The organism is Fructobacillus sp. ChS1-6f1-1-27 (genome assembly GCF_059579415.1).
In genome coordinates this window covers 78,277-97,998 of record NZ_JCAOER010000002.1, presented here as the reverse complement: position 1 = coordinate 97,998, position 19,722 = coordinate 78,277, and the positions used below count along the sequence as shown (strand labels likewise).

19 protein-coding genes and 1 tRNA gene are annotated in these 19,722 nt (G+C 44.0%); 1 reads left to right on the top strand and 19 read right to left on the bottom strand.

What is annotated here, in order from left to right:
- Positions 1–47: 47 nt before the first annotated feature.
- From AC5162_RS01520 to AC5162_RS01445, 16 genes are all read right to left on the bottom strand, one after another.
- The gene (locus tag AC5162_RS01520) at positions 48–377 is read right to left on the bottom strand and encodes an ArsR/SmtB family transcription factor (protein WP_496533496.1); all 330 of its coding nucleotides are present in this window, start codon (positions 375–377) and stop codon (positions 48–50) included.
- Positions 374–1,003 carry a cadmium resistance transporter gene (locus AC5162_RS01515; protein ID WP_496533495.1) on the bottom strand — a complete coding sequence of 210 codons (630 nt, stop codon included), beginning with the start codon at positions 1,001–1,003 and terminating at the stop codon, positions 374–376. Before AC5162_RS01515 ends, AC5162_RS01520 begins: the two co-directional genes overlap by 4 nt.
- A 109-nt stretch (positions 1,004–1,112) precedes the next feature.
- Positions 1,113–1,577 carry a universal stress protein gene (locus tag AC5162_RS01510; RefSeq protein ID WP_496533494.1) on the bottom strand — a complete coding sequence of 155 codons (465 nt, stop codon included), beginning with the start codon at positions 1,575–1,577 and terminating at the stop codon, positions 1,113–1,115.
- A 17-nt stretch (positions 1,578–1,594) separates the two neighbouring features.
- Positions 1,595–2,986, bottom strand: a complete 1,392-nt coding sequence (locus AC5162_RS01505; RefSeq protein ID WP_496533493.1) for an Nramp family divalent metal transporter — start codon at positions 2,984–2,986, stop codon at positions 1,595–1,597.
- A 477-nt stretch (positions 2,987–3,463) separates the two neighbouring features.
- Positions 3,464–4,468, bottom strand: coding sequence for a cation diffusion facilitator family transporter (locus tag AC5162_RS01500; RefSeq protein WP_496533492.1), 1,005 nt, complete (start codon positions 4,466–4,468; stop codon positions 3,464–3,466).
- A gap of 60 nt (positions 4,469–4,528) precedes the next feature.
- Positions 4,529–5,236 carry an NAD-dependent protein deacylase gene (locus AC5162_RS01495; RefSeq protein ID WP_496533491.1) on the bottom strand — a complete coding sequence of 236 codons (708 nt, stop codon included), beginning with the start codon at positions 5,234–5,236 and terminating at the stop codon, positions 4,529–4,531.
- A gap of 42 nt (positions 5,237–5,278) precedes the next feature.
- On the bottom strand, positions 5,279–6,247 hold the full coding sequence (locus AC5162_RS01490; RefSeq protein ID WP_496533490.1) for a nitrate ABC transporter ATPase: 969 nt from the start codon (positions 6,245–6,247) through the stop codon (positions 5,279–5,281).
- Positions 6,231–7,466, bottom strand: coding sequence for a hydroxymethylglutaryl-coenzyme A reductase family protein (locus AC5162_RS01485; RefSeq protein WP_496533489.1), 1,236 nt, complete (start codon positions 7,464–7,466; stop codon positions 6,231–6,233). Before AC5162_RS01485 ends, AC5162_RS01490 begins: the two co-directional genes overlap by 17 nt.
- Complete coding sequence (locus tag AC5162_RS01480) at positions 7,463–8,389, bottom strand: Ppx/GppA phosphatase family protein (protein WP_496533488.1); 927 nt, start codon at positions 8,387–8,389, stop codon at positions 7,463–7,465. The genes AC5162_RS01485 and AC5162_RS01480 overlap by 4 nt, the downstream gene beginning before the upstream one ends.
- Positions 8,390–8,485: 96 nt before the next feature.
- The gene (locus tag AC5162_RS01475) at positions 8,486–9,649 is read right to left on the bottom strand and encodes an LCP family protein (RefSeq protein WP_496533487.1); all 1,164 of its coding nucleotides are present in this window, start codon (positions 9,647–9,649) and stop codon (positions 8,486–8,488) included.
- Between the two features lie 181 nt (positions 9,650–9,830).
- Positions 9,831–10,514, bottom strand: coding sequence for a CAP domain-containing protein (locus tag AC5162_RS01470; RefSeq protein WP_496533486.1), 684 nt, complete (start codon positions 10,512–10,514; stop codon positions 9,831–9,833).
- A 148-nt stretch (positions 10,515–10,662) separates the two neighbouring features.
- Positions 10,663–11,634 (bottom strand): beta-ketoacyl-ACP synthase III, encoded by a 972-nt coding sequence (locus tag AC5162_RS01465; protein ID WP_496533485.1) that lies wholly within the window; start codon positions 11,632–11,634, stop codon positions 10,663–10,665.
- A 130-nt stretch (positions 11,635–11,764) separates the two neighbouring features.
- A complete protein-coding gene (locus tag AC5162_RS01460; protein ID WP_496533484.1) occupies positions 11,765–14,446 on the bottom strand; it encodes a valine--tRNA ligase in 2,682 nt (893 codons plus the stop codon).
- A 298-nt stretch (positions 14,447–14,744) separates the two neighbouring features.
- Positions 14,745–15,398 (bottom strand): hypothetical protein, encoded by a 654-nt coding sequence (locus tag AC5162_RS01455; RefSeq protein ID WP_496533483.1) that lies wholly within the window; start codon positions 15,396–15,398, stop codon positions 14,745–14,747.
- Positions 15,399–15,424: 26 nt separating this feature from the next.
- Complete coding sequence (locus AC5162_RS01450; RefSeq protein ID WP_496533482.1) at positions 15,425–15,775, bottom strand: hypothetical protein; 351 nt, start codon at positions 15,773–15,775, stop codon at positions 15,425–15,427.
- A gap of 121 nt (positions 15,776–15,896) precedes the next feature.
- Complete coding sequence (locus AC5162_RS01445) at positions 15,897–17,168, bottom strand: NupC/NupG family nucleoside CNT transporter (RefSeq protein ID WP_496533481.1); 1,272 nt, start codon at positions 17,166–17,168, stop codon at positions 15,897–15,899.
- A gap of 221 nt (positions 17,169–17,389) precedes the next feature.
- Between AC5162_RS01445 and pnuC the strand changes: the two genes are divergently transcribed.
- On the top strand, positions 17,390–18,148 hold the full coding sequence (gene pnuC, locus AC5162_RS01440; RefSeq protein WP_496533480.1) for a nicotinamide riboside transporter PnuC: 759 nt from the start codon (positions 17,390–17,392) through the stop codon (positions 18,146–18,148).
- Positions 18,149–18,200: 52 nt separating this feature from the next.
- Here the strand turns inward: pnuC and AC5162_RS01435 are convergent.
- The 3 genes from AC5162_RS01435 to AC5162_RS01425 all read right to left on the bottom strand — a co-directional run bounded on the left by AC5162_RS01435 (position 18,201) and on the right by AC5162_RS01425 (position 19,720).
- Positions 18,201–18,273, bottom strand: a tRNA-Asn gene (locus AC5162_RS01435).
- A gap of 119 nt (positions 18,274–18,392) precedes the next feature.
- Entirely contained in the window at positions 18,393–19,316 is a 924-nt protein-coding gene (locus AC5162_RS01430) for a lactate/malate family dehydrogenase (protein WP_496533605.1), read from the bottom strand.
- 71 nt (positions 19,317–19,387) lie between these two features.
- On the bottom strand, positions 19,388–19,720 hold the full coding sequence (locus AC5162_RS01425) for a CHY zinc finger protein (RefSeq protein WP_496533479.1): 333 nt from the start codon (positions 19,718–19,720) through the stop codon (positions 19,388–19,390).
- Positions 19,721–19,722: the final 2 nt, after the last annotated feature.

Sequence of the window (19,722 nt, the reverse complement as noted above, 5' to 3'; positions counted from 1 at the left end):
AACTACAGCACGATAAGTCAATTACTTTTTTAAATCTTTTTTACCTATTAATCTACCCGATGTTTCTCTGCTTCAGAGTGTGTCTGATGATTGACCACGTGTGTGACGTGCTTCTCGGCATTGTCCAAAATAGTCAAAATATGGGAGTCTGTCAACCGGCAATAAGATAGCCGACCCTCTTTTTGTACCGTTACAAGTTGGGCTTGGCGAAGCAGCTGTAGTTGGTGAGAAACCGCCGACTGTTCCATTCCTAACCGGTCTGCTATCTCATTAACTGTTAAGGACTGGTCACGGAGTAATTCAACCATTTGTAGTCTAGGTTTTGATCCCAAAAGTTTAAACACTTGACTGAGTTCTGATTGAATTTGTTTTTTCATCTAGTCGTCCCCCAAAAAGAAAAAATATAGTAAAAAGTATTGGCTTCATACATAATATAAAGACCGAGAACAAGGTAAATAACTAATTGAATTACTTTTCCATGGTGGTCAAATAGCCGTTGTAACCATTTTATTTTGGCAATATGATAGGCAGCCCAAATAGCCAGCGTCAAAATCAGGGCGAAAATCAGTAAAATCAACGGTAACAAACCAAGGTTTGTTAATGAGAAATAGGGAACATAAAGGGCCAAATTATCAGCTCCACAACCAGCTACCGTCATCAAAATAACTGTTTCAATTATTTTCGAATTTGGCACTTGTGCAAGTCGATCAGCAAATTTTTGTCCTTCACCGTCATCATCAGAGCGAACAAAGCGGACAACTCCTAAGATAATTGGAACTAACCCTAAAAATCCTAATAACCCCTCCGATGGCACTTGCTGCAGTAACGAAGCAACTAATATTGAAACCATCACAAGCAAGGCGTTTCCTAGATAAGCTCCCAATACTATTGGTTTTACCTGCTTTTTTTGCCGAAACTGGGCAAATAGTAATACTAAAATAACAAAATAATCAGATGTCGTTCCTAAATACGACAAGGTTCCTGAAACCAAGGCTTGAATCATAGTTTCCTCCATTGATGAATTAATTTTCATATATTCTAATGACTATTATATGAATATTTATTCATATGTCAAGCAATAAAAAAGGTACTAGCTTCCTAGTACCATTTCTTTATTCATGAACAATCAAAGTTGAAATCTTAGCATTACGAGCAATGTAAGATGCCTGTGAACCTAATGATGCCCAGAACCCTTCGTGAGAGTGGGCACCCACAACAATTAAGTCAGCCCCAACCCGAGGAGCGATTTCATCATTCAAGATTTCACCGGCCTTGATACCATCGTCAAATACCACTTCAACATTTTTCAACCCCTTTGACAGAGCGAAATCACGGTACTTGGCCAAGTTAGTCTCAAGTTCTTGTCGCTTTTCTTTAATAAAGTCCAAGTGTAAGGCGGAAATCGCCGACAAGTCACCCATTTCAAGGATTGTTGCAATAACCAACTTTGCATCATCTTCACGAGCTTGGTGGACAGCGTTTGACAAGGCGTTATAGCCCAACTCTGACTCATCAACCCCAACCAGAATGTTCTTAAATTGCTTTGGTTGTACATCTTCTAATTTCAATTCAGCCATGATTTGCCTCCTCTAGCTTAACCAAATACTGATGGGAAGAACTGGTCAAGGACAAGCCAAACGTTAATGGCTGTCAAAACTGCAAAACAGAACCAACCAGTCCAAGTAATCCAACGACTATTGGCATATGGACCCATAATCTTCTTTGATGAAGTAAAGTAAATCAATGGTGCCATTGAGAATGGCAAGGCAATTGATAAGAATACCTGCGTTCCAGTAATCAAGTTATCCAACTGGTATTCATTACCACCATAGATAATCGTGATTGCCAAAACTGGAATCAGGGCAATTCCTCGGGTAATCACACGACGAAGCCACATTGGCACCCGTAAGTGTAAGAACCCTTCCATGATAATTTCACCGGTCAAAGTACCAGTAATGGTTGAGTTTTGACCAGAAGCTAACAACGCCAAAGCAAAGAGTGTTGACAAGAATGGTGATGCAATTGCACCGGCAATCTTTGAATCACCCAAGGCGTTGTACATTGCCTTAAATGAGTCCAATTCAGTGGCGTGGCCAAAGAACAAAGCAGCTCCAACGACCAAAAGCAAAGTGTTAACAACAAAGGCCAAGGTCAATTGAATGTTAGAATCCCAAGTCATTAAACGAACAGCGTCGCGCACTTCTTCGGGATTTTCATGGTCAACCTTACGAGTTTGTGAAATCGATGAATGCAAGTACAAGTTGTGCGGCATAACCGTTGCACCAATAATACCAGCAGTTAAAATCAAAGGACTTGACAAACCTGAGATTGCTGAAGTCGAAATAATCTTTGGTTGTGGGACATAACCAGCGAAAAGACTAGCCCACTCTGGCTTTGACAGGATGGTCAGATAAACAAAAACAACCAAGATAGTCAAAATCAAAGTCATGACAATTGCTTCAATCTTACGGAAACCAAACTTCATCAAGCCAAGCAATAAGATAACATCAAATGCAGTCAAGAAGACGGTTACCAACAGTGGCCAGCCAAAGAGTAAGTTCAAGGCAATCGCCCCTCCGACAACTTCGGCAATATCAGTGGCAATCAATGCCAACTCCGTCATAATCCAAAGCGAATACCGGCCAAACTTGTTGGTCCGGTTTCCAGTAGCTTGCGCCAAGTCTTCTTGCTTAACGATTCCAAGCTTTCCAGCCATGTACTGCAGAAGCATGGCAATCAAAGAGGACATCAAAACAACAGAAAGCAAAACGTAGTGGTATGAAGCCCCACCGGCTACTGAAGTCACCCAGTTACCCGGATCCATGTACCCAACAGCCACCAAGGCCCCAGGCCCTGAAAAGGCAAACAACCGGCGCATGAATGATCCTCCACGAGGAATCTCAATCGTCCCGTTAACATCTTGCAAACTCTTCTCACCAGCGTGTTCGATTAGTGAGTGATGAGTCTTTTGTACGGATTCTTCCATAATTCTTCTCCTTCGGAATTTCCTCAGGGTTCAGTAATTAAATCTATTCACTTGATTTGTCCAAAGCAAAAAGCCAGTCTCTCGGCTGACTTTTTGACAGCACGAAAATCAGCCGGTTCCCCAAACTTCTTTTCACAAGTGCTAAATAATTTTCATAAAGGATTTCATTCAACTTGGTTGTTGAAAGCTTATGAAAGCTACTTAACTCAATTACTTCTTCCTAAGTCTATAGTAAATATTACACAAGAAATTATGAAGGTCAAGATATTTTTTTATTACGTTTTGATGGTTTTTGAAACATATTGTCTAAAAAGACTACTATAACAACGAAACACTCTGACACATTGTCGTAGAACTTTAATTTATTTAAATTAATCCCATCAATTAAAATAAGAACAATTCTAATTTATAATATCAATCGTCACTTTAGAATTTTTATCCAAATAAAAAATGCTCCAACTATTTTGGAGCATTCTTCTATATTTGGTTGCAATTTTCGTGGGGACTACCCAACTCCAACTGAACCGTAACGTGTTGAATACCGTATTTTTCCTTCAATTCGTTTTCAACCGTCTCCAGTAAGTTTTCGACTTTTTCCGGGGTGAAGTCGGCTTCCTTGACAGCCATGTGAACCGTCAAAGCGGTTTCCGTCGTTGACAGTGGCCAAATGTGCAAGTCATGGTAAGCAACTACCAAAGCCTGACTATCAAGGTACTGACCAACCGCTTCTTGGTCAACCGTTTCTGGTACCCCGTTAATTGCTAGGTTAACCGTTTCTTTCATCACCGGCCAGGCCGACAACAGGATTACGAAGCCAATTATTAATGAAACAATTGGGTCGATTAGCTCAATCTTAGTCACATCAATCAACCAACCGGCTAGGATGACGCCAATCGAAACAGCGGCATCCGATAGCAAATGCAAGTAAGCCGTCTTAGAATTCAAATCCTGGTCATGGTGGTGGCCGTGCTCATCAGGCGTGCCCGAAACTTTAAACAATAAGGCTGTCGACAGGTTCACAACAATCCCAATGGCAGCCACAACCGTAATAATCGTTCCATTAGTATGGACAGGTTTAGCAAAGAAGAGGTCATCAACCGCTTCATAGAAAATTGTGCCAACCGCAAACATTAACAAAACCGCGTTAAAAATCGAGGCTAAAATTGAAACGTTGTGAAAGCCATAGGTTTGTTTTTTAGTTGCTTTAATTCCAAAAACTAAGACCGCCAGCCAGGCAATTACCAGCGCCAAAACGTCTGATAAGTTATGGAAGGCATCTGCAAAAAGGGCCGTTGAATGGGCGACTTTGGCAAAGATAATTTCGGTTAAAACAAAGACCAGGTTCACTGAAATTCCAATTAGATACGGCTTTTGCGACAAATTAGGGTTTTGGTGAACGTGGGTATGCTTCTCTACTTGACTCGTTTTTCTTGGCGCTCCCGTCTTCGTCAGTGACTGGTTCGCTCCTTGATCATTCGTCATAAATTTTCCTCCACTCTTATCATACCCTTTTTTGGCCCAATAAAAAAAGCCCGTTTGGGCTTAAATTTCTAATTCTTTAAAAAATTGACCGGCATCCCCAACCACCTGGTTAACACGCTTACCCATTGGCACTTCTGTCAAATTAACGGATAACATTTCTGCATCCGGTCGGGCATACTGGAGCAAGCCGGCAAAGGGATAGACCTGGAAAGAAGTACCAACAACAACCAATAGGTCGGCCTGGCTAACCCAGTCAATTGCCTTTTCAACTTCTTGGGGTTGCTCCCCATAAAAGGTAATCGCAGGCCTTACTTTCGCCCCATCCTTTGGTCGGTACAAAGCCCTTTGATAGTCAGCCAAGTCTGCCGGCCGGCCATCCTTGGGAGCGTAAAGGTCATAAAGCGACCCATGGAAACGGATTAAGTGGTCGTCTTCACTCCCGGCTTTGACGTCTAAATCATCAATGTTTTGAGTAATAATCTTGGCCCGGTCTTTTAAAGTCAACTGCGCCATCTTTTCGTGGATAATATTTGGCTTGGCATCAGGGAAATACAAATTTTCCTGCATAAACCGGTATTGAATCTCTGGAATTTCCTCAAAGGCATCCTTTGACAGTAAGTATTCCGGGGCTAAGTTCAGCCCCTGGTAGACCCCTGACTTGGACCGGTAGTCCGGAATCCCGGATAAGGTTGAAACACCCGCCCCGGTCAAAAAGACTACCTGGTCTGCATCGTCAAACATTGCTTGAATCTCTTTGGTTACCAACATGTTCCTACCTCCACGAATAAGCTTTGATTGGGTCTTTCAATTTTACTGACGCAAGATATACGGCAAAGCCAACTTCGTCAGCAATTCCTTCACCGAAATTTGGTAAAGTTCCGTAAAGAACTTTGGTCGGTCACCCTCCTCTTCCGGCGGCGTTACCACAAAGGTATTTTGCCGGTCTTTTTTACCAACCCCAACAAAGGCCTTTTGCTTGGTTTGGAAATCCGTCATGTCAGAGTGGAAAATTTCATATAGGTTGGCCACCGGACCGTCTAACTGGCGTTGTGACAGCACCGGCGTCAGCGTCACATACTGGTTAGCATTGACTGTTGGTAAGTCTTTGGCCTCCAATTCTTCATCCAAAGCAGTAAAGACATGGACAATTTCACGGCGAATTTGCCGGGAGTCCTTTAAGTTTGCAGCTAAGATTGGCTGAGCCAATTTCAAAGCAGCTTCATTTGCCAATGGGTAATTTTCAACCAACTGAGCTTGTGCTGTCTCAATTTCGTTTTCCAAGCCAGCCCCTAAAGCACTAGCCAAAAAGACTTGAGCATCCAAGAGTGATAGTAGCCGCCAAAGGAATTGGCCATCGACGCCATCTTCAGTCGAAAGTTCATCGTCCAAGCCATTCATAAAGGCCTGCAAAGTATTCTTGGTCAAGAAGCCTTGCTTGGCTAATTCCTTGTAAGAAATCGCATGAATCACGGCCTTGTGAAGGCGAGTTGCAATCGTAATGAGCTGCTGGTCCAATTCTTCTTTGTTAAAAGTTAGGGCAAAGTAAACCTGGGGCGTAATGCCATTCAAAGTCAGGACCAGCTTCAGTAATTCATTGCCAATCACAAAGTCAGCTTCTGTTTGGTCCGGGACTTCAATCAACAAGCGGTCTGCCAAGGCTGACTGGTTGACGCGGTCGGTCCGCAAAAAGCCATCATGGTCATCGCCAACCCGAGTCATCACCGTTCCTGGATAAATCTGGTTTGCTTGGTCTAATAATTGGTTAAGCTTTTGGTTCATTTGCTCGTAACTCTCCTAAATACTTTTTCGCCTTGGCTTGGCTAATCGGTTGGTCTTTTGCTAAGGCCCTGGCTACTGCATCAACTTCATCAGCACCGGCACCAACTTGCACAGCCAATGTCCTAGCCTGCATCCGCATGTGGCCGGCCTGAATTCCCTCACCGGCAATTGCCTTTAAAGCGGCCAAGTTTGATGCCAAACCAACGCCCGCCACAATTGCTTTGACCTGGCTTAAGCTTGGGTTTTCTAGCAAATCCAGGTTGTCTTGGGCCTTCGGCAAGGCCGCTAAAGCCCCGCCAACAATTCCCAAGTTCAGCGGCACCGTGATTTTACCCTGGAGGTATTCCTGGTTTTCACTAATTTGCCAAGTTGATAGCGACTGGTATTGGCCAGTATGACTGGCATAGGCATGACCTGCTGCTTCGACTGCCCGCCAATCATTCCCAAGGGCCAAAACAGCGGCGGCTAGTCCATTAAAAATTCCCTTATTTTCAGTAACCGCCCGGTTGGAATCTACTTGGCCAAAGGTCGATAACTTCACAATTCTTTCTGCCATCGTTAAGCCGCCCAGAAAGTCCACCGGCACTTGACCAGTAACCGAAACCAAACTTTCATGGCCAGCGTTGGATAAAATTGCCCCAACAATTTGATCTTGGTAGTCGGTCAGCAATGCCCTAACAGCTTCTAAAATCGTGTTAACTGAATTAGCACCCATTGCTAAGCCTGTATTAACAACCAGGTCCAAACTTGCCCGGCCATTACTTAAGTCACGAAGGCTAACCTTTTTCAAGCCACCCCCGTGCTCAACCAAACTAGGCTTTGCATTAATGGCCGTTTCAAAAATTTTTGCTTCTTGTCCTTGAACAAACTTTTCCAAACTTTTAAAGTCAATTTGCTCAAATAAAATCTGTCCGGTTAATAGCGGCTGGCTTTCGCCCACAGATTGGATACCACCACCGAGCCCGAGCAACCGAGCACCATTATTAGCAGCTGCTACCACGGACGGTTCCTCCGTCACAAGCGGAACGCGGTAATCATGGCCATTGACCGTTAAATTTTTGATAATTCCCTCCGGCAAAGCGAAACTGGTCAGGTAATTTTCAATCAAATTTTCTTGACTTTTTCTCTGGTCAACCAAAAAACGATCAGCTAAAGTCTTTTCAAGACTTAACTGGTCAATTCGTTCTTTTGGACTAAGTTCGTAGAATTTTTTTGTCATGCTTCAAATATGCTTTCAATCAAACCTTCGCGAACACCGGACTCAGAAAAAATCACTTGGGGCGCCTGAATTGCTTCGGCTAAGTTTAAGAAAGGTAATAATCCAGAAATAATAATATCAGCCCGACTCTTTTCCAGGCCAGCCAAGTTTTCCCGCTTTGCCCGGGACATCTCAGTGATAGTCGTGAAAATTTCTCGGGCCTGGCCGGTAGTCATCATAAAGCCATGTAATAACCTTTTGCCCTGGTTCCAATCCTGACTCTGAGCCATTTTGGCAAGGGACCGGTTGGCCCCGCCAAGCAGGATAATTGGCTCTCCTTGAAAATCTTTCAAGAAGTCTAAACGTTGGTATTGGCCTTGGATTTTTTGATTAGCCAGATCGATATCAGCCATTCGAATATTGTCTGCGAGGTCAAACTGCTCCGATAGGTTCACCGCTCCAAATGGTAATGATACCTCGGCTTTGGCTTCCCCATTCCTGAAGGCAATCACTTCAACCGAAGCACCACCAGTGTCTAAAACCACACCATCGGTCACATCGGGCAGTGAGGCCTTGACGCCAAGAAAATCATAATGAGCTTCCTGCTCGCCAGTTAGAACTTGAAAATTAACGTTGGCTTCCTCATGGGCTCGTTGTAAAAATTCAGCCTGGTTTTTGGCAGTTCGAACAGCGGCGGTTGTAATGGCCAAAACTTGGTCAACGTGGAAGTCTTTAATTTGCTCGCGGTAGTCTTTTAAGACCGCAATCGTCCGTTTGATTGGCTCCTCTTGAAGCCTTAAATCGGCACCCATCCCTTGAGACAAGCGCGTATCTTGTTTGACCCGGTAGATTTCTTCATAAGTATGGTTAGAATGAAGCTCTTCAACTACCATCCGGGTGGAATTACTGCCAAGGTCTATGATTGCAATCTTTTGAACTGACATACCGTCTCCGCTTCCTTGATTAACTCTTAGTATAACACGAATAGATAGGGAATAAAAAAGCCAGGTAACTGTTGTTACCTAGCTTTCTAGCACACCTTAACCGGTGAATGATTCATTAATTTGTTCAAGCATCGTTTCAGCAATTGAGTAGTCTGAAGATGGAACTGTACTTCCGAATTGAGATCCGGTCGTCTTAGCCTTCAAGCCCAGCTGTGACCTAATCAGGTTCGTAATACGTTGCTTTTCAGAAGTTGGAACCATCTGGTACGAAACTTCGTCATAGTAGACTCCATCACCTTGCAAGTGATCAGAAACCTGGTTCTTAACCGTTCCACGGTACTTTTCAACAATTTGAGTAATGTTATCGAAGGTCAAATCAGTTTGCACGTTGCTTGACATCGACTTGATAAAGCTGGTATTAACCAAACTCTTAACATTAACAGCCTTCTTCAACAACGCCTCCAGCAAAATCCGCTGACGCTGTTGACGACCATAATCACCTTGTGGATCATCATAACGCATTCGACTAAAGGCCAAGGCAGCATCAGAAGTCAAAACGGTCTTACTTGCTGACCAAGTCTTACCACCATCAGTTGAGTGTTCGTACTTGTAAGATCCCTTGTGGAAACGATACAAGTCAGCACCATAATCATGGGCGGTATCTTGACTATACTGGAATGAAAGTGGTGACTTAACCTTAACACCACCAACCTTATCAACCAAAGTTTCCAAGCCCTTCATGTTAACCAAGGCATATGAGTCAATCGGGATGTTCAGATAATCTTGAACCGTCTTCATCGTTGCCCCAACATCATCAAGACTGTAAGCCGCATTCATCTTTTGTGGGAAGGAATCTTCATCACCATCAATGGCAACCATAATGTCACGCGGAATTGAGACCATCGTAATCTTGTGTTCCTTCGGGTTAACTGTCGCAACCATGATAGAGTCGGTCAAACCAGTCCGATCACGGTCCAACTCACCCGTATCAGTTCCTAAAATCAAAATTGAGAAGGACTTACCACGAGCCAAAAGGTTTGAAATATTCCGAGTTTTACTAATACTGGCTGACTTGTGCAAGTCGTCAATCGATGTCTTGTATTGGCTATAAATATAACCACCCCAAGCGACAAAGGCTACCAATGCAACCAAGAAGGTATACATCAACCAGCGTACCCAGCGGTGCTTACGACGCCGGTTACTTCGAACCTGGTCAAAGCGTTCCCGCCGTGAAACTTCTTGATATTCTTCTTCTGACATAAGAATCTATGCTCCGTTTTCTAGCGTTTATTAATCCGTTTTCACGTTCCCTTATAATATCACAAATAACGGGAACTAACCGCCCTTTTATTTAATCTTTACGTTTTTTATCATATCTTAAACAAAAAAACACCTACAAACTATTGTAGGTGTTTTAGGTTAAATCGAGATTAACTCGCTATTAGCGTGCTTCACCAACGATAGTACCGTTTACGATACCAAATCCAACCTTAGTGTAGTTAGGGTTGATCAACCAGTTACGGTGTGCAGGTGCTGCAACCATGTTGGTTTCGTTATACCAAGCGTTAACAACAGCGCTAGGTGAGAAGTCAATAGCAACAACTTCGCCAGAAGTAGCAAAGTGGTTAGTTGGCAAGTAACCGTTATCAACGGCGTTTTGTGCACGTGATTGTGCATATGAAGCCAATGATGAGTCATATGAAACAGGTGACAAACCAAGTGATGAGCGCAATGCGTTCATGGCGTTCAAGATAGTTTCAACTGAACCAGAAGCACCAGCTGATGAGTAACTTGAAGTTGATGCTGAAGTTGATGCAGCAGCTGAAGTTGAAGTTGAAACTGCAGCAGTTGAAGTTGAAGTTGATACTGAAGTTGATTCAGAAGTTGAAGTTGATACTGAACCATCAGTTGAAAGAACTTGGTCAACGTAAATCAAGTTAACGTTTGAGATACCGTTGGCTGAAGCCAAGGCATCAACAGTAGTGTTGTTGTCAGCAGCGATTTGTGACAAAGTGTCGCCAGCCTTAACAGTAACATCGTTAGCAGACGCGACAGCGTTTGCACCAGCAAAAGCAGCGGCACCAGCGGCTGCTGCCAAAATCGTTTTAGTAACGTTATTCTTCATGAGAGACATCTCCATATTTTTATCTTTGTTTTTTGTAAGCACACAGCCTACGCTTAGCTTATGGGTATAATTATGCAGTCCAGATATTACTACACATTATCCTTAATATTACATTTTTATTAAAATAAGGTTTCTTAAGTAACTGTACTTATATATCAAGTAACAGAGACCCGTAGGTGAACCCCGCTCCAAAACCAGTTAATACCACTTTTTTATCGGTCAAGTCTACCTCCTGGTTTACCTGATCAAAGGCCATGGCAATCCCAGCTGAAGAAGAATTTCCATACTTTTCTACATTGGTAACGAACTTAGTCATCGGCTGCCCCAGCGACTTTGCAATACTTTCAATAATTCGCATGTTCGCCTGGTGCAAGATAAAGTAATCAACATCATCCAGGTTCAAGCCTTGTTGGTCGACAAAGTCTTGAATATGCTTTGGTATCAAAGTGGTTGCTTCTTGAAAGACTTCCCGGCCCTCTTGGAAGAAGGCGTCAATCTTTGGATAGTTATCAGCGCTCAACTCAGTCAATGGCGCAATTCGACCAGAATGGATGACTTCAGCGTTACCTTCAGTGTGCAGGTCACTACCAGCAACCATTCCTTTACCTTCATCCTTGCCCAAGACAACAGCACCGGCACCATCACCGAAGAAGACCGTACTGGTCCGGTCAGAAAAGTCCATCATTTTCGAATTAACTTCAGCAGCAATCACTAAACCATATTGGTATTGACCGCTTTGCATAAAGTGGTTAGCAGTCGTCATCCCCAAGACAAATCCCGCACAGGCAGTCGACAAATCAAAGGCAAAGGCTTTAGTCGCATTCAAATTCCGCTGAACTAATGCAGCTGTCGATGGTGCTAGCCCATCCGGCGTAAAGGTTGTGACAATGATAAAGTCCAACTGGTCAGCTGCAAGACCTGCATTTGCCAAAGTTTTTTTGGCTGCTTTAGTGGCCAAGTCAGATGTATTTTCTCCTTGAAGGGAAACGTGCCGCGTCTTGATTCCGGTGTGTTCGACAATCCACTCATCAGACGTGTCAATCACTTTTGCCAAATCATCGTTCGTGACGGCGTCCCCCGGAACATAGTGGCCGCTTGCCAAAATTTTTGTTCCAAACATAATTTTTACCTATATAAACTAAACCAAATTTCACGGTTACCATGAATTAATTGTTTAAAATCTTATTATACTCATATTAACCTAACATAAAAACCCCACCGAAGTGAGGAAATTATTGTTACATTGAATTTTAGTTATGTTTTTGCAGCTCTGCAATCCGCTTATTAGTGGAATCTAGCTTATCCTGCCAATCTGCTAACTTTTCTTTTTCAGCAGCAACGACCTCTTCAGGTGCTGAGTTAACAAACTTTTCGTTTGAAAGCTTGCCATTTGCTCGGGCAACTTCCTTTGCAAACTTGTCAGCTTCCTTTTGCAAACGAGCAACTTCTTCGTCAATGTTAATCAAACCGGCCAAGGGAACGTAAACTTCCGCACCAGTAATAACTTGCGACATGGCCAAGTCAGGCAAGTCAACATTTGTTCCAATCGTCAATGATTCTGGCTTAACAAATCGATCAATATAATCGGCGTTATCATTGAAGACCGCTTGTAGCCGCTCTTCGCTAACCTTAATCACCACATTAATCGGCTTTGACATTGGCGCCTTGGCTTCAGCTCGAATATTTCGGACTGCCACAATCAAGTCCTGCAAAGACTTAAAGGAAGTAGCTGCTTCAGCATCCGCCAGTTCTGCCTTAAAAACTGGGTAAGCTTGGATACCCAAGTGTTCGGCCTTACCCTTGTGTTCAGGCATTTCTTGCCAAATGGCTTCTGCCATAAATGGCATGATTGGTTGGAGCAAACGCAATGTCTGGTCCAAAACATAGGCCAAGGTTTGTTGAACGGCCATCTTGTCCCCGTCACCATTCAATGACTCCTTGGTCATTTCGATGTACCAATCAGCAAAGTCAGACCAGATAAAGTTGTACAAGTCACGGCCGGCTTCGCCAAATTCAAACTTGTCGAAGTTTGTTGTTACCTTTTGGACCGTTTCGTTTAAACGGTTCAAAATCCAGCGATCAGCCAACGTCTGTTGGTCCTTAGCCGGCACAACCGCCTTGGTATCGTCATCTAAGTTCATAATAACGTAGCGGGCCGCGTTCCAAATCTTGTTAATAAAGTTCCAGGCGGCATCCATCTTTTCATAAGTAAAGCGGACATCTTGTCCCGGAGTAGAACCAGTTGCTAAGAACCAGCGCAAAGCATCGGCCCCGTACTTTTCGATGACGTCCATTGGGTCAACACCGTTACCCAACGACTTTGACATCTTGCGCCCTTCACCATCACGGATCAAACCATGAATCAAAACGTTCTTAAATGGTCGTTTACCAGTAAATTCTTTTCCTTGGAACATCATTCGAGCAACCCAGAAGAAGATAATATCGTAACCGGTTACCAAAGTGTTGGTTGGGTAGTACTTCGCGTAATCGCCTTCCAGGTCGTTTGGCCAGCCCATGGTTGAAAATGGCCACAAGGCAGATGAGAACCAAGTATCCAAAACATCTTGGTCGCGGACCCAGTCATCCCCAGGGGCTGTTTCGCCAACATAGATTTCTTCCTGGTCAGTCCCCTTATTCTTGTACCAAGCAGGAATCTGGTGGCCCCACCACAATTGACGAGAAATCACCCAATCACGGATGTTATCCATCCACCGGGTAAAGGTGTCTTCAAACCGGCCAGGGACAAATTCAACTTTGTCATCAGCTGATTGCTGCATTGCCAAAGCCTGCTTAGCCAACGGCTCCATCTTGACGAACCACTGCGTTGACAGACGGGATTCAATTTGCACGCCAGTTCGTTCTGAATGACCAACCGAGTGGGTCAATGGGTCAACCTTCAGCATAAAGCCTTGGTCTTCCAAGTCTTTAACCATTGCCTTACGGCCTTCGAACCGGTCCAGACCCTCGTACTTACCAGCGTTTTCGTTCAAATGAGCATCTTCGGTCATGGTGTTAATCCGCTCAAGGTTGTGGCGGTTACCAACTTGGAAGTCATTTGGGTCGTGGGCTGGGGTAATTTTCACCATTCCAGTTCCAAAGTCTTTTTCAACGTATTCGTCGGCAATAATTGGAATTTCGCGGTTAACCAACGGTACCTTAACGGTTTTGCCAATCAAATCCTTGTAACGTTCATCCGATGGGTGGACAGCGACCGCAACATCCCCAAACATCGTTTCGGGACGAGTCGTGGCAATTTCAATGTAATCCTTACCATTTAAGGTCGTACCATCCGTAAATGGGTACTTAACATGGTAAAAAGCACCCTCGTCATCTTGGTAAATGACTTCGATATCAGACAAGGCAGTCCGAGCTTGTGGGTCCCAGTTAATGATGTATTCACCACGGTAAATCAAGCCCTTATTGTACAAATCAATAAAGACTTTGTTAACTGCTTGGTTTAGCCCTTCATCCAGGGTAAACCGTTCACGGTCATAGTCCAATGCCAAGCCCATCTTGCCCCATTGTTGCTTGATGGTTGAAGCATATTCATTTTTCCAATCCCAAACCTGGTCGACAAACTTTTCTCGGCCCAAGTCATAACGCGAAACCCCCTGTTCACGCAACCGTTGTTCAACCTTGGCTTGCGTAGCGATTCCAGCGTGGTCCATTCCTGGCAACCACAGGGTATCAAAGCCCTGCATCCGCTTTTGCCGGATTAGCATGTCTTGTAAGGTTGTATCCCAGGCGTGGCCCAAGTGCAACTTACCCGTAACGTTTGGTGGTGGAATCACCACTGAATATGGTTCTGGTTCTTGGCCCTGGATTGCCTTGTTGGCTTCAGGGGCAAACAACTTATTGTCGAGCCAGTCTTGGTAACGGCCAGCTTCAACGGCGGTTGGGTCATACTTGGTTGACATTTCAACTTCGCGCATCGCAATTCTCCTTTTTGAGTGGCGGGCAAAATAAAAGGCGCCCTAATCTTTTGATTAGGACGCCAAGACGTGGTACCACCTAAATTGCTACCAACTTAGTTGGTAACCACTCATTAATCTAAATTTTTAAGGTCAAAGCAACCTTCAACATTAACGGTCCTGGTTTTCACCACCCACCAGGTCTCTAAAATCCGCGCTTGCCTAATCCTCATTGACTTCTTTTAGTTTACAAAGACCAGGCCACTTAGTCAAGCTTTTCTGCTGGCAAATAAAAAAGCGGGCTACCCGCTTTTCATATTTACTGTTGTGTAGTAGTTGTTGTCGTATTATTATTTTGTGCGGCCTTAGCAGCGGCAGCTGACGATGAAGCAGCAGCCGATGATGAAGCAGCCGAAGCTTGTTGGGAAGCAGCAGAATCTGCGGCAGCTTTGGATGAGGCGGCGGCAGCCGACTGACTTGCGGCAGTTGCAGCAGATTGACTTGCGGCAGAAGCTGCACGAGACGAACTTGCAGCGGCGGCAGAAGCAGACGAGGCCGCCGCTTGGTTCGCCGCAGCTACAGAAGCTGAATCATCTGAACTGGACGAACTTGAACTAGTTGACTTCTTCTTTGATGATGAGTAAGAAATATCAGGCGTTGAGGAATCATCCGAACTCTTTGATGAGTTAGCTGAACCGATAAAGTACAAAGCCACCCCACCGACAACAACAATCACGAAGACCCAGAATAACCACTTCTTATAAAATGGTCGGGTAGCATTCTTAACTGCCTTCTTATTAGTTGGCAAAGTGTTATTAGCACTGCGCTTCTTAACTGGACGTGGGTCCGATGAAGTTTCAATCGGCTTTGATGGCGTTACAATCCGTGAGCGCCGGGGTGCTGGCTGATCTTTCTTACCAACCTTGGGCATCTTAAAGCCCTTTTTATCTTTATTATTCTTACCTGAAAACATAAGCTTTCCTTTCAAAAACTGTTCAATTACCGGCCAATTCGGTTAAGTAAGTCACGGATTTCCTTGCGATAATACACAATAAAACCAGCGAACACGATTGGCCATGGGCTCTTAGTAACTGCTGCTAAAAGCAGTTCCCCTAGGTAGGAAAAGATTGCATTAAAGATTCCGCCGAAGATAACTTTCAAGGCCACCAGCAAAATCACCACCACGACTGTTACAACAACCGGGTTTGACCACTCCGACCGTTCTTTAACAGTATCATAAGCTTTTTTGGCTGACTCTTGTGCTGATTGAACCGTCTGGTTCACGACCTTATCAGTAGCTTCCTTTTGAGCCTTTTTCTTGGCTTGACCTTTATGCTGATCTTTTGCCATTCTCTCCTCCTTGCTAGAAAACTAGCACTTATATATTATTTTAGCAGGAATGGCCACAAAAGCCAATTTTTCGATAAAAAAAGCGGCCCAGGGCGGGGCCGCTTTACTAAAAAATATTTTTTTACCAAACGAACAAGCCAACCATTGCTGCTGAGAATAATGAAACCAAGATTCCAGAAAGCAAAAGGTAGATAACGTTCTTTGAAATCAGCTTGTTCTTGTCAGGATCAACCAAGCCCTTGAAGGCCCCGATAATCATACCAATCGTTGAGAAGTTGGCAAACGAAGTCAAGAAGACTGTCAAAACCGCTGCATAGTGAGGAGCGAAGTGAGCAACTGAACCAGTTACCTTACCCATCACGACAAATTCGTTCGTTACCAACTTAGTTCCCATATATTGGGCTAAGTCAAAGGCCGTATTGTGGTCCAAGCCCATCAACCAAGCAAATGGGAACATGATGATTCCCAAGATGTGTTCAAGTGACAACCATGGATTAACCCAGGCCAAGACCTTGTCAATCAAAGCGGCCAAGGCAACGAAAGCAATTACGTTGGCGGCGATAATCAAAATCAACTTACCGGCACCAAGAATTGAGTCACCCAAGAATGAGAAGAAAGGTTCACGGACTGGCTTTTCTGCCTTAGCGATTTCTTCTTCAGCCAATTCTTGCGAAGCTGATTCAGCGTTTTCAGCTGCTGGTGTAGCAGAGGAACCAATTGTTGCAATCGTATCTTCTTCAGGTGTAATTTCAACAGGGTTCAAAATTGACGTTACAATCAAAGCATTGATAACGTTAATTGGCACAGCCGTTAAAATGTATTGACCAGGCATCATTTGCATGTAGGCACCAAGAATTGAAGCCGTCACACATGACATTGACATCATTGCCAAAGTCAAGTTTCGTTCAGCCTTCATTGACTTCAATTGCAAACCAGAAATAGCCAAAGCTTCCGTGTTACCCAAGAACATCATTTCAACTGAGAAGAATGATTCAAACTTGGCTTGACCTGAAATCTTTGACAAGCCCCGACCGATCCACTTAATAATGAATGGCAAAACCCCAAAGTAAGTCAAGATATCAAACAAAGGCACAACCAACAAGATGGGCAACAATGATGACACCACGAAGTTGGATGGCAAAGATGCTCCGGTTGGCTTCAAGGCGAAGTCAATTCCAGCACTGGCAGCTGAAAGCAATTGTGTGAACCCATCAGCAGTACCAGAAATGATTGACCGACCAACTGAAAAGCCGGTAAAGAACCAGGCCAAGACCAAGTTCAAAACAATCATAATCGAAACAGACCGCCATTTAATGGCAGACCGGTTCTTTGAGAACAAAACGGCCAAGGCGATGAAAACCACCAAGCCGACGATGTTAGTAATCAAATACATGATTTAACTCCCTTTTTAATCAACATATTTACAGCATTGTCTATTATAGCATTAAAAAGTCACACAAACACTGGCCTTATGCGATTTAATTTTGATTTAATCCGAACAAACAACATTAATATGAAAATACGTTCGCGTTTAGCGGTGGTATAATATGACAGATTAAAAAAGTGGTGCGTTTACCCGTCACGGCACCTTAAAAACAAAGAGGAGTTCTACACATGAAAACATCAGATAAACAGCCTGGCATTGCTGATGGCCTAGCCGATAGCTTTTCGCCCAAAAGAATTGCAACCGACCTCGTCCAGCTATCGACCTTTACGAAGCTATTCCTAGCACTGATGGTCTTAGCACAAGTTGCCACCTTTATTTATGGTCAAAGCTGGGCTTGGATGGCTTGGCTAACATTAGTAACCGGGATTTCTTCCGTGGTTAACCTTGCCTTAGTTGACCAAGGCAAGCAAAGCAACTTTTTCTGGGGAATTATCGCAACTGCCACCTGGATGGCTGTTGCGATTAGTTCCAGGACCTATGGCGACTTTGCCTCGCAAGCCTTTGCCTTAATTATGCAATTTATCGGAATTGCCGCCTGGGCCAAGTACCGCGGCGGCACCGGCAAGGAGCTAAAGGTTCGTCAACTTGGCACCTGGTCAGCAATCGTGATCACTTTAATGACAATTGCTTCTTATCTAATGATTCTTGGATTATCGAAACAATTTAACGGGGTCCAAATTTACTTAGATTCCGCCGTCTTACCTTTAAACATCATTGGTCAGATTTTAATGACCTACGGTTACCGGTCACAATGGATTGCTTGGTTAATTGTTGACCTAATCCAAGTGGTTGTTTGGTTTCAAAACATTCACCTCCTTGGCAGCCAATATGCGACCTCAATGTTTGTCCTCCAAGTCATTATCTTGTTAAACGCCTTATATGGGACCTGGTACTGGTACCAAAAATCCCACAAGTTTCACATTTAACTAACCAATAAAATGAAAAACCGCTAATCAAGTGATTAGCGGCTTTTTATGACTGCCCCAGCTGGACTCGAACCAGCGACCCTCGCATTAACAGTGCGGCGTTCTACCAACTGAACTACGGAGCAATTAATTACCATGTCTATATACTAACCCGTTTTCTAATGATTGTCAACACTTTTTCTAATTTTATTTTAACAATTATATAAAAACAGGTGAAAGTCCTTGGCATGGCGGTTTGATTTAATTAAACAACTTCATTAAATTTGTTTTGAATTGAATCGGCTGATTTTTGCAACTTCTCTTTTTCCTCATCCGTTAAATCTAAGTGAGAGTAGCCAACAATCCCCGCCCGACCCACGATAGCCGGGTAAGACAAGTAAGATTCATACTCTGGGCGCTTGTGCGACACCGGTAATTCCGTATGCCCATCTTGAACAACCGTCTTAGCCAACCGAATTGCAGCAGAAGCAATCCCATACGAGGTAAAGCCTTTCCCTTCAAAGACGGTATAACCACCGACAACGGAGTCTTTTTCAATTTCGGCCAGGTCAACCTGGCTTTCTTTGGCCCGGTCAGCTACCGATTGGCCCTGAATTGACACCGTTGACCAAGCAGTAAACTGTGAATTACCATGTTCGCCCAAGTTATAACCCGCAACCGAACGGGGGTCCAAGTCAAAGGCTGCCCCCACCGCCCGGTGCATCCGGGCAGTGTCTAATAACGTTCCGGTTCCAATCACTTTTTCCACAGGGTAGCCCGTTTCTTTTTGGTACAAAGCTGCAATCGCATCACACGGATTGGTGATGACAATTAAAACGCCAGCAAAGTCGGTTTGCTTTAATTTGCCAGCGACATCTTTTACTTGGTCAACGTTATAGGGTAATTCGATAAAGCGGTCGTGACTAGGGTTATTATGCTGCAATTCGATGTTTCCGACAGCAGAAATAACCACGTCAGCATCCCCCAAAGCCTGGTAGTCATTGACCGCGATGTCAAAGGAGTGGTTCAAATTATTTTTAGCATCTTCAAAATCCAAAGCTTCCGCCTGGACCTTAGCTTCATTTTTATCAATTAAAACATACTGGTCAAAAGCCCCCTCAGCTACTAGGCCATGAGTAACAGCTGAGCCCACGTGGCCCATTCCAATAATTCCAACTTTACGCATAATAAAACCCTCCTTCGCTTTTTGACCATACTAGTCGGCAAATTCAGGCTTGTCAATCATTTTATGAAAATTTTCTAATCGAAATACTTATCTTCATGCAAGGTGCAATTTGGATTAAAGGCACTCTGGCAGTTTGGACACCGGCCCTGCTTGTACTCAGAAAAAGTTAACCGAGTCCCACATTTGCCACATAAAACTGATTTGACTGAATCCGCCTTCGTACTTGGCTCGAATCCATGGTCTTTAAGTTCGTCATGGCAGAGGTAGCAGGCAAAGTAGGCCTGGCAGGTTTCACACCACATCCCTGCAATATCTTCTTTTAAGTGATAATGGATGCAGGTCCCGGTTTCACCGAGGTCAATTCCGGTCATCGGTACCTGGTTTTTTCCAAATAAACGTGTCGTCATCG

Excerpts from the sequence above, each read along its gene's own strand:
- AC5162_RS01520 (WP_496533496.1), bottom strand. The coding sequence starts at position 377 with ATGAAAAAACAAATTCAATCAGAACTCAGTCAAGTGTTTAAACTTTTG.
- AC5162_RS01515 (WP_496533495.1), bottom strand. The coding sequence starts at position 1,003 with ATGATTCAAGCCTTGGTTTCAGGAACCTTGTCGTATTTAGGAACGACA.
- AC5162_RS01510 (WP_496533494.1), bottom strand. The coding sequence starts at position 1,577 with ATGGCTGAATTGAAATTAGAAGATGTACAACCAAAGCAATTTAAGAAC.
- AC5162_RS01505 (WP_496533493.1), bottom strand. The coding sequence starts at position 2,986 with ATGGAAGAATCCGTACAAAAGACTCATCACTCACTAATCGAACACGCT.
- AC5162_RS01500 (WP_496533492.1), bottom strand. The coding sequence starts at position 4,468 with ATGACGAATGATCAAGGAGCGAACCAGTCACTGACGAAGACGGGAGCG.
- AC5162_RS01495 (WP_496533491.1), bottom strand. The coding sequence starts at position 5,236 with ATGTTGGTAACCAAAGAGATTCAAGCAATGTTTGACGATGCAGACCAG.
- AC5162_RS01490 (WP_496533490.1), bottom strand. The coding sequence starts at position 6,247 with ATGAACCAAAAGCTTAACCAATTATTAGACCAAGCAAACCAGATTTAT.
- AC5162_RS01485 (WP_496533489.1), bottom strand. The coding sequence starts at position 7,466 with ATGACAAAAAAATTCTACGAACTTAGTCCAAAAGAACGAATTGACCAG.
- AC5162_RS01480 (WP_496533488.1), bottom strand. The coding sequence starts at position 8,389 with ATGTCAGTTCAAAAGATTGCAATCATAGACCTTGGCAGTAATTCCACC.
- AC5162_RS01475 (WP_496533487.1), bottom strand. The coding sequence starts at position 9,649 with ATGTCAGAAGAAGAATATCAAGAAGTTTCACGGCGGGAACGCTTTGAC.
- AC5162_RS01470 (WP_496533486.1), bottom strand. The coding sequence starts at position 10,514 with ATGAAGAATAACGTTACTAAAACGATTTTGGCAGCAGCCGCTGGTGCC.
- AC5162_RS01465 (WP_496533485.1), bottom strand. The coding sequence starts at position 11,634 with ATGTTTGGAACAAAAATTTTGGCAAGCGGCCACTATGTTCCGGGGGAC.
- AC5162_RS01460 (WP_496533484.1), bottom strand. The coding sequence starts at position 14,446 with ATGCGCGAAGTTGAAATGTCAACCAAGTATGACCCAACCGCCGTTGAA.
- AC5162_RS01455 (WP_496533483.1), bottom strand. The coding sequence starts at position 15,398 with ATGTTTTCAGGTAAGAATAATAAAGATAAAAAGGGCTTTAAGATGCCC.
- AC5162_RS01450 (WP_496533482.1), bottom strand. The coding sequence starts at position 15,775 with ATGGCAAAAGATCAGCATAAAGGTCAAGCCAAGAAAAAGGCTCAAAAG.
- AC5162_RS01445 (WP_496533481.1), bottom strand. The coding sequence starts at position 17,168 with ATGTATTTGATTACTAACATCGTCGGCTTGGTGGTTTTCATCGCCTTG.
- pnuC (WP_496533480.1), top strand. The coding sequence starts at position 17,390 with ATGAAAACATCAGATAAACAGCCTGGCATTGCTGATGGCCTAGCCGAT.
- AC5162_RS01425 (WP_496533479.1), bottom strand. The coding sequence starts at position 19,720 with ATGACGACACGTTTATTTGGAAAAAACCAGGTACCGATGACCGGAATT.